This window comes from Micromonospora globispora, from assembly GCF_003857015.1.
Classification (GTDB): domain Bacteria; phylum Actinomycetota; class Actinomycetes; order Mycobacteriales; family Micromonosporaceae; genus Micromonospora; species Micromonospora globispora.
Map to the genome: position 1 here is coordinate 1 of NZ_QGGF01000163.1, position 9,212 is coordinate 9,212.

8 protein-coding genes are annotated in these 9,212 nt (G+C 73.0%); 5 read left to right on the forward strand and 3 right to left on the reverse strand.

The genetic code is table 11. The features are described 5' to 3' along the window. Window positions 1-1,492: SpoIIE family protein phosphatase (locus DKL51_RS06210; protein ID WP_124811826.1), on the reverse strand; the 1,492-nt coding region annotated here is incomplete at its 3' end. Window positions 1,493-1,730: 238 nt separating this feature from the next. On the opposite strand from DKL51_RS06210, the gene DKL51_RS06215 reads away from it, so the two are divergent. From DKL51_RS06215 to DKL51_RS06225, 3 genes are all read left to right on the forward strand, one after another. Further along, window positions 1,731-2,396: a hypothetical protein gene (locus DKL51_RS06215; RefSeq protein ID WP_243421020.1), complete on the forward strand. Its 666-nt coding sequence runs from the start codon at window positions 1,731-1,733 to the stop codon at window positions 2,394-2,396. Window positions 2,397-2,600: 204 nt separating this feature from the next. Further along, window positions 2,601-2,996, forward strand: coding sequence for a hypothetical protein (locus DKL51_RS06220; RefSeq protein WP_109942800.1), 396 nt, complete (start codon window positions 2,601-2,603; stop codon window positions 2,994-2,996). 79 nt (window positions 2,997-3,075) lie between these two features. Then, window positions 3,076-4,314 carry a cytochrome P450 gene (locus tag DKL51_RS06225; protein WP_109942799.1) on the forward strand — a complete coding sequence of 413 codons (1,239 nt, stop codon included), beginning with the start codon at window positions 3,076-3,078 and terminating at the stop codon, window positions 4,312-4,314. A 104-nt stretch (window positions 4,315-4,418) separates the two neighbouring features. On the opposite strand, the gene DKL51_RS06230 is transcribed toward DKL51_RS06225, so the two are convergent. Beyond that, complete coding sequence (locus tag DKL51_RS06230) at window positions 4,419-5,936, reverse strand: APC family permease (protein ID WP_109942798.1); 1,518 nt, start codon at window positions 5,934-5,936, stop codon at window positions 4,419-4,421. A gap of 199 nt (window positions 5,937-6,135) precedes the next feature. Between DKL51_RS06230 and DKL51_RS06235 the strand changes: the two genes are divergently transcribed. After that, on the forward strand, window positions 6,136-6,789 hold the full coding sequence (locus DKL51_RS06235) for a GOLPH3/VPS74 family protein (RefSeq protein WP_109942797.1): 654 nt from the start codon (window positions 6,136-6,138) through the stop codon (window positions 6,787-6,789). 37 nt (window positions 6,790-6,826) lie between these two features. Here the strand turns inward: DKL51_RS06235 and DKL51_RS06240 are convergent, their stop codons facing one another. After that, on the reverse strand, window positions 6,827-7,429 hold the full coding sequence (locus tag DKL51_RS06240) for a GNAT family N-acetyltransferase (RefSeq protein ID WP_109942796.1): 603 nt from the start codon (window positions 7,427-7,429) through the stop codon (window positions 6,827-6,829). 220 nt (window positions 7,430-7,649) lie between these two features. Here DKL51_RS06240 and DKL51_RS06245 point away from each other — a divergent pair. Further along, window positions 7,650-9,212, forward strand: a 1,563-nt coding sequence (locus tag DKL51_RS06245; RefSeq protein WP_148097734.1) for an alpha/beta fold hydrolase, incomplete at its 3' end; no start/stop codon positions are given.

A 9,212-nucleotide genomic window follows, 5' to 3' on the forward strand; every position in this document is an offset into this window, starting at 1 on the left:
CGTCCGGGCCGACCAGCAGCGGCGGCGGGTGCCCGGCGTTGCACCAGAGCAGCCGCGCCCGGTGGGGGTCGCCCGACGGTCCGGGCGCCCACACCTGAGCCAGCACCGCCGAGGCCAGCGTGTCCACCCGCAGGCCGGCCATCGCCCGTTCCAGGCCGGCGAGGGTCTCCGCGGGCGGCGCCCCCATGATGTACGCGATGCCCCGCAGCTTGCTGCGCATCTGGGCCATCCTGGCCAGTGCCCGGCGGTCGTGCCCGGTCACGTCGCCGATCACCAGGGTGGTGGCGCCGTCGGCGGCCGGGAAGGCGTCGTACCAGTCGCCGCCGACCTGTTCGTGCTGGGCGGCCGGGTGGTAGCGGACGGCCACCGCCAGCTCGGCGGTCTGCAACGGCTCGGTCAGCATGCTGCGCTGCAGCGTCACGGAGGTCTGCCGTTGGGCGTCGTGCACCCGGATCCGGTCCAGCGTCTGCGCGCACTGGGCGGCGAACGCGCCGAGCAGCTCGACCTCCCGCGGCGAGAAGGGATGGTCGTCCCGCCAGCCGACCGTGAGCGAGCCGAGCAGCCGGTCGCCCAACCGCAGTGGAAGCGCGGCCCAGGCCCGCAGCCCGGTGTCGACCAGGACGTCGCCCATCTCGTCGGCCCAGGCCAGCGCGGCGGCCCGGTCGGGCAGCAGCACGGTCTCGCCGCGCAGCGCGGCCACGCAGGTCGGGAGCGGGCCGTGCAGCGGCAGGTGGCTGTAGCGCTTGCGGGTCATCCCGCCCAGGCTCTCGGTGAGGGTCAGGTGCAACTGGTCGCTGTCGTCCCGGACGGCGACCGCTCCCCCGTCCGCGCCGAGCGCCGCCAACCCGCGGTCGATGATCACCTCCGTCAACCCGGTAACCGTCTCGCAGCCGGCGAGCTGCCGGGCGAGGTCTACCAGGGTGCTCAGTTGGCGAGTGGCCAGCGCCTCCGCGTCGAGGCCGGCGCGCAACTCGCGGGCGCGGGTGTACAGGTCGGTCTCGATCTCCCACATCCGCCGCCGGTGGTCCTCGCCGAAGGTCCGCTCGGTGTCACCCCGGCCCCGCTGCGTCATGAACTCGGTGACGTCCTCGGTACGGTGCAGCAGCAGCACCGTGCGCCCGTGCTCGTCGACGAGGGGCACGGTCACCGGGCTCCACCAGCGCACGGTGAACCGGCCGGTCTCGTCGGGGAGGTCGTACCGCTGCAGCGGCATGGTGTCGGTCCGGCCGGTGTCCCGGGCCCGGATCAGCGACGCCCGCAGGTTCCGCGCCCCCGAGGCGTCCGGGTCACTCGGATTGGCCGGAAACGTCGCGAAGACATCCCGACCGAGGACGTCCTCCCGGGTACGACCGGTGACCCGTAGCGCGGCGTCATTGATCTCGACGATCGACAGGTCCGGGGTGAGCACCATGAACGGCGCCGGGGTGGCCCGGAACAGGCGCACGTAGTCCAGCGGCACCGGCCCGGCCGGTCCACCCGTCGTCGCGTTCATCGCCCCTCCCCCATCTGGTCCGCAGATCCTTGCCCGCTTTCCGATCCGGCGAATCGCCGCCCCCGAGATCGAACGACCGGGCTACCCGCGTCGGCGGCTGCGACGCCCTCCTCGCCGGCGGGGCCGGACGCGCGGGCCAGAAGCGGACACCCGCCCGTCCGGTACCGCGAAAAGGGGGGGCGTAACAGGCCGGATGGTGGGTAAGCCGCACCGCTCGAAAACGGCGGAGGGGGATCAGATGTCCGAACGGCACACCGCACTGCGCTCGATGCACGACCTGGGCCTGGCGGCCTGGTTCGGCGGCTCCCTGATGGGAGCGCTCGGCGTCAACGGTGCGGCGGCAAAGATCGACGATTCGACGAAGCGACTGCCGGTGGCGTCGGCGGGGTGGGCGCGGTGGACCCCGGTGAACGCCGCGGCGATCGGCACGCACCTGGCCGGCGCGGTGGGTGAACTGGTCACCGAGAGCCCTCGGATGGCCGCTCAGTCCGGCGTGGGGCGGATGAGCGCGGTGAAGACCGCGCTGACCGTCGGAGCGCTCGCGGTGACCGGTTACAGCCGATTGCTCGGCATGAAGTTGGCGAAGGCGGGCAGCCCACCTGTCGAGGGGGTCACCGAGCCGAACTACCAGACCCCGGCGAACGTCGCCTCCACGCAGCGGCAGATGAAGTTGTTGCAGTGGGCGGTCCCGGCGTTGACCGGCGCGTTGGTGGTGGTGACCGCGTACATGGGTGAGCAGCAGAAGCCGGGCCAGGTGTTCCGGGGAATGCTCGGCCGGGCCGGCGGCCTGATGGCCGCGCCGAAGACGATTGGCAAGGTGGCCGGGATGGGGATGGCCAAGGGGCCCATGGCGATGGCCGGCATGAAGATGGCCAAGCGGCCCATGGCGATGGCCGGCCGCTGACGACCCGATCCGCGGAGCGGCCGGCAGCCGGCGGGCTGCCGGCCACTCGGCGCGCTGCGGACGCGGCTCTTCGCCGAGGGGGACCGCCGGCGCGACGATGCGGGGCCGGCTCACCGTCGGACAACCGGCGCAGGGTGGGCGGCATGACCGGCGCGGTGGCGGGCAATCAGCGCGGGCAGGGGAACCGACCCAGGCGAGGTGGCCATGACCAGCAAGGACGGACCGGGCACGGGCGGCGAGCGGCGAGGGCCGGAGTCGGTCGCGCCGTGGGGGACGACCGACGGGTTCGACGCCGACGCCCCCTGGGGTGCGGGCGAGGACTCGCCGATGGACGAGGGCAGCGAGGAGAACGCGGTGCCCGAGGACCACCGCGGCGAACTCCGGGCGGGCGCACCCACCGGTAAGGGGAAGCCGGGCGGCCGGCACGACTTCGGCCCGGTGGAGCCGACGCGTACCCCGCAGGCCGGACCCGGCGCGCCGCCCGATCCCGCGCCGAGCCGGCGGACCTTCCCGGACGACCGGGCCGGCGAGGACCTGCCGGACAACGCCCTCGAAGAGGCGACCGGAATGCACCCCGAGGGGGTCAGCTGGCGGGGTTGACGGTCCACCCGCGCGGGCGGGTGATCGTCGGCCGCGTGGCGGCGGCGTTTGGCGTCCGTCCGCCCGGGCAGGAAGGGCCATGGCGCGCGACCGCACCCACCGCCTCGACGACACCCTGCCGCTGGCGCTGAAGGGGTACTCCTGGCTGCCCGACCGGCTGCGCCGGGCGAACGCGGACGTGCTCGTCACCCGCCTGCTCGGGCAGCGTGCGGTGGCGCTGCACGGCCCGGAGGCGGCCCGGTTCTTCTACGACGAGCGGCACATCCGCCGACACGGCGCGATCCCGGGGCCGGTGCAGGACACCCTCTTCGGCCGGGGGGCGGTGCACACCCTGGACGGGGAGGCGCACCGGGTCCGCAAGGCGATGTTCATGGCGCTGCTCACCGGCGGGATCGACGGGCTGGTGGCCCGAACGGAGGCGGCCTGGGACGAGGCCGCTCGCGGCTGGGCGGAGCGGCCGTCGGTCGTGCTCTTCGACGTCACCGCCGAGGTGCTGACCCGCGCGGTCTGTGCCTGGACCGGCGTACCGGTGAGCGAGGCAGAGGTGCCCGACCTCGCCGCCGACCTGGTCGCCCTGGTCGACGGGTTCGCCACCGCCGGCCCCCGGCACTGGCGGGCCCGGCGCGCCCGGGGCCGGCGCGAGGCGTGCCTGGCCGACCTGGTCGAGCGGGTACGCCGCGGCGACGCCACGGTTCCCTCCGGTTCCGCGGTCGGCGCGGTCGCCGCCCACCGGGACGCCGACGGCAGCCTCCTCGATCCGCGTACCGCGGCGGTGGAACTGCTCAACATCATCCGGCCGACGGTCGCGGTAACCTGGTTCGTCGCGTTCGCCGGGCACGCGCTGCACCGCTGGCCGGCGCACCGGGAGCGACTGGCCACGGCCGACCCGGCCTTCGCCGAGGCGTACGCGCACGAGATCCGGCGCTTCTACCCGTTCGCGCCGTTCGTCGGCGGGCGGGCGGTGACCGAGCTGAGCTGGGCCGGTGAACGGATTCCGGCCGGCGCGACGGTGCTGCTGGACCTGTACGGGCAGAACCACGACCCGCGACTCTGGCCGGACCCCTACCGCTTCGACCCGGACCGCTTCGTCGGCCGGGAGATCGGCGAGTTCGAGCTGGTGCCGCAGGGCGGTGGTGATCCGCGTACCGGGCACCGCTGCCCGGGCGAGATGACCACGGTGGCGCTGCTGCGGGCGCTCGCGGTCCGGCTGGCCCGGCTCGATTACCGGCTCCCGCAGCAGGATTTGGACATCCCGCTGCACTGCATCCCGACCCGCCCGGCCAGTGGCGTGGTCATCGAGGTCTCCCCCACCGCCTGACGCCCCCGCGCTCGCGGCTCCCGACGCGCCTCGCCGAGCACTGCCTCCATGCCGTGACCGCAGCGGCCCGACCGCGCGCGGCGGTCGGGCCGTTGCGGATCAGGTCAGCGCTGGCCGGCCGTCGACCAGAGGTCCCGCTCGGCCTCCGGCGACGGGTGCAGGCCGGGCTCGTGCAGGCCCTCCTCGGCGACCCGCCCGATCCGGGCGTACGCCTCCGGCCGGACCGACTTCAGCACCAGGCCCCAGATCAGGCCGATCACCGCGGCGGCGACCGGGATCAGCGGCAGCAGCCACTTCAGGTACGCGGCGGTGTCCGGGGCCAGCATGGCGTCGAAGTTGAGCAGCAGGACGGCGAGGACCGCACCCAGCATGATCGTGCCGAGGACCGGCGCGACGACCCGCTGCCAGAGCGTCTCCGGGCCCGACCGACCCCGGAAGAAACCGACGACGGCGGCGGAGGTGAGCACCATCAGCAGCACCACGCCGACCGCGGCCGCGCCGGACAGCCAGGTGAACAGGTCGATGACCGGGTCCCGGCCGACGACCGCGAACGCCATGAAGACGACGACCGCGAGCACGCTCTGCACGATCGACCCGGCGATCGGCGCGCCGGAACGGTTCGAGGTGGCGCCGAGGAACCGCGGCAGGACGTGCTCCCGGCCGAGGGCGAACAGGTAGCGGGCGACGCCGTTGTGGAACGAGAGCAGCGCGGCCAGCACCGAGGTGATGAACAGGACGTTGGCGACGTCCGCGACGACGGTGCCGGCGTACTGGTCGAGCGCGCCGAACACCACGCCGGGGCCCGCCTCGCCGGACGCCTTCGGGGCGTTCTCCGGGCCGGTGAGCACGGTCAGCGCCCAGGCGGACAGGGCGTAGAAGAGGCCGGTGAAGGCGACCGCGATGTAGGTGGCCCGGGCGACGGTGCGCCGCGGGTCCTTGACCTCCTCGCTGTAGATCGCGCCGCTCTCGAATCCGGTGAAGCAGGCGATCGCGAAGGCCAGCACCGCACCGAAGCCGGCGGTGAAGAGGTTGCCCGGGGCGATGCCGTCGAAGGTGACGGCGCCGCCGGCCGGGTGGCCGAAGGAGACCACGTCGAAGATGACCACGACGACGCACTCGAGGCCGAGCAGGATCGCCAGGACGGTGGCGTTCAGGTCGATCCGCAGGACGCCGAGCAACCCCACGAGGGCCCAGGCGACCAGGGCCCAGATCCACCAGGCGAGGTCGATGTTCGCCTTGGCGGCCATGAAGTCCTTGAGGATGGCGCCGAGCAGGCCGTAGAGGCCGATCTGGATGGCGTTGTACGCGGTCAGGGCGACCGCCGAGCCGGCGACCCCACCGGCCCGACCGAGCCCGTTGGCGATGTACGCGTAGAAGGCGCCGGCGTTGGCGACGTATCGGCTCATCGCCGCGTAGCCGACCGCGAAGACGGCCAGCACGACGGCGAGCAGCACGTAGCTGAGCGCGGCGCCGATGTTGCCGCTGACGGCGTACATGGTGGTGACGCCGCCGCCGAGCACGGTCAGCGGTGCCGACGCGGCGACGGTGAAGAAGACGAGATGGGCGGTCCCCAACCGACCGCGGCGCAGCCCGCTGTCGGAGAAAAAGGGGTCACTGGACACGTTGGCTCCAGGGGGCGTGAGGGGGTTCCAGAGGCGTGGGGATCGGAGATCCTGGGGCAGAGTATTGGCCATCACTGATGGTCACAAGTCCACTTCGGACAATCAGCGGTAACAACTGGCTGACTGTCCGAATTGAACTGTGAGTATCCATGCCGTACCGTGCCGTGTCGATGCTCACGGCCGTCGGCTGAGGATGACGATGACCTACCACAGTGCACATTCCGCGTACCGGCTCGCCGATGCGCTGTTCCTGATCGGCCACGATGAGTTCTCCGGCAAGCCGCACGTCGCCATCGACCGACTCAACTGCGCCCTGGCCGGCGCGGCGCTGGCCGAGCTGATCTTCGAGCGCCGGATCACGATCGACAACGGTGGCGTGATCGCGATCGACCGGCGGCTCTGGCAGGAGCCGCTGACCGACCTGCTCGTCACGGAGATCATGGGCCGGGAGGGGGTGCACCCGACCCGGCTGTGGATTCGCTACCTGCGCGACCACCTCAACATCCAGGAGCGGGTCGGCACCCGGCTGGCGACCGCCGGGGTGGTCCGCCGCGAGCAGGGCCGCGCCCTGCGCCGATCCGTCCGATGGCCGGCCATCGACCCGAACCAGGCCGCCTCGCCCCGGGTACGCCTCACCGCCCTGCTGATGCGCCAGCAGCGCACCGAGCTCGACCCGGGGACGCTGCTGCTGGCCGGCCTGACCGGCGCGGTCGGTTTCAGCTCGAACGTCTTCGACGACCAGGTGACTGCCCGGATGCGCGACTGCCGGCAGTTCCTCCCGCCGCCGCTGGACGGCCTGCTGTCGGCGGTGGTCGCCGCCCTCGACGCGGCCACGGTGACGGTGCGCCGCTGACCGCCCGCCCCGCCGTCGACGGGGCGGGCGACGCGCGTCAGGCCGGGTTCCGCCACATCGGGTAGAGGCTCGGGCCGTCCGGCAGGTCCAGCGTGACCTCGCCCCGGGCGAAGCCGTGCCGCTCGTAGAGGGCGGCGTTCCGCGGCGAGCTCGCCTCCAGGTACGCGGCGGAGCCGATCTCGTCCAGCCGTGCGAGCTGGTGCCGTAGCAGCGCCGAGCCCACGCCCCGGCTGTGCTGGTCGGGGTGCACCGCGATGAAGGGCAGGTACCAGTGCGGCGCACCCGGGTGGTTGGCGGTCATCAGCTCGTCGAGGATCCCGAACCGCTTCGTCGCCTCGGCGCCGATCGACGCCTCGAGGGCCTGGTACAGCCCGTCGCCCTCGTCGCCGCCCGCACTGCCGTCGACCGGCAGCCACAGGGCCACGCCCGCGCCGTCCCCGGCCAGGTGGATCTCACCGGCGTCGAGGGCCAGCGTGACGAACTCGCCGAAGAAGGCTGGGTGGGCCGCCGCCCGGTGCCGGTCATCGGGGAAGATCCACCCGCTGACCGGGTCGCGCATGAACGCTTCCGCCAGGATCATGCCGACGACCTGCGCGTCGGCGCTCGACGCGCGCCGGATGTCTCCCTGCCAACTAGCCACTGGCTTTCTCTCCCGAACCCTGGCCCGGCCACTCGGACCAGCACTGTGGACACACGACGCTCGGCACGCTACCAGTGGCGTGGCACGCCGCACAGAGTCCCGGGCATCACGATCGTCCAAAGTGTCCTCCGGTCTTCCGCCCGACACGATCGGGTAGCAAACTCGGCTCCGGACACCGGGACTCCGCAACGTCCCGGTGCGACACTCCGAAAGGGACGCAATGAGAAGACTCGTGGCGACCATCGCCACCGCCGGGCTGATCCTCGGCGGCGCGATGGCCGGTCCGGCCCAGGCGGCACCCGCACCCCGACGCACCGCCGCCGCGCCGTCGTACACCCCGCCGCCCATCACCTGGGGTGCGTGCGCCAGCCCCGGCCTGCAGCGCCGCGGCGGCGAGTGCGGCTTCGTGGAGGTTCCGCTCGACTACGCCCACCCGCGGGCCACGAAGATCAAGCTGGCCGTCTCCCGGATCGCGCACCGGACGCCGGCGGCGCGGTACCAGGGGGTCATGCTGGTCAACCCGGGCGGCCCGGGTGGGTCCGGCCTCGGCCTGTCGGTGCTCGGCGAGTATGTGCCGAACGGCGCCGGTGACGCGTACGACTGGATCGGCTTCGACCCGCGCGGAGTCGGCGCCTCCGAGCCCGCGCTGGCCTGCGACGGCGGCTACTTCGGCTACGACCGGCCGTTCTACGTGCCGGCGACCCCGAACCTGGAGCGGACCTGGCTGAAGCGTTCCGAGGGGTACGCGAAGGCCTGTGCGGCGACCGGCGGCGGGCTGCTCGACCACCTGAGGACCACCGACACGGTCCAGGACATGGAGAGCATCCGCAAGGCGCTCGGCCAGGACCGGATCAACTACTACGGCTTCTCCTACGGCACCTACCTGGGCCAGGTCTACGCCACGCTCTATCCGCAGCGGGTGCGCCGGATGGTGCTGGACGGCAACGTCGATCCGCGCAACGTCTGGTACCAGGCGAACCTGGACCAGGACATCGCCTTCGACCGCAACATCCGGATCTACTTCGACTGGATCGCCCGCTACGACAGCGTCTACCACCTGGGGCAGACCGGCCGCGAGGTCGAGCGGCGCTTCTACGCCGAGCAGCTCAAGCTGCTGAAGAAGCCGGCCGGTGGGGTGATCGGCCCGGACGAGTGGACCGACATCTTCCTCCAGGCCGGCTACTACGTCTTCGGCTGGGAGGAGGTCGCGCGCGCCTTCGCGGGCTGGGTCCACGGGGGCGACTGGCAGACCCTCAAGGCGCTCTACGACAGTGCCAACCCGCAGGGTCCGGGGGCGGACAACGGCTTCGCCGTCTACCTCGGCGTGCAGTGCACCGACGTGCAGTGGCCGAAGAGCTGGCAGAGGTGGCGGGCCGACAACTGGCGGACCTTCGCCCGGGCGCCCTTCGAGACGTGGGGCAACGCCTGGTTCAACGCGCCCTGCCTCTGGTGGGGTGGCGAGGCCGGCAGGCCGGTGCGGGTCGACGGCCGCAAGGTGGGCGGCATCCTGCTGATCAACGAGACCCTCGACGCGGCGACCCCGTACCCGGGCGCGCTGGAGGTGCGCAGCCGGTTCCCGAAGGCGGTGCTGGTCGAGGGGGTCGGCGGCAGCACCCACTCCGGCTCGCTGAGCGGGGTGGCGTGCGTGGACGACACGATCGCCGCGTACCTGGCGACCGGGGAGCTGCCGGCCCGGGTCGGCGGCCGCCGCTCGGACGTCCGGTGTGACCCGGTGCCGCAGCCGGTGCCGGCCGGGGCGTCGGCGTCCGCCCGCGGCGCCGGC

Coding starts and splice junctions, on each gene's coding strand:
- DKL51_RS06215 (WP_243421020.1), top strand. CDS start 1,731: ATGTCCGAACGGCACACCGCACTGCGCTCGATGCACGACCTGGGCCTG.
- DKL51_RS06235 (WP_109942797.1), top strand. CDS start 6,136: ATGACCTACCACAGTGCACATTCCGCGTACCGGCTCGCCGATGCGCTG.
- DKL51_RS06220 (WP_109942800.1), top strand. CDS start 2,601: ATGACCAGCAAGGACGGACCGGGCACGGGCGGCGAGCGGCGAGGGCCG.
- DKL51_RS06225 (WP_109942799.1), top strand. CDS start 3,076: ATGGCGCGCGACCGCACCCACCGCCTCGACGACACCCTGCCGCTGGCG.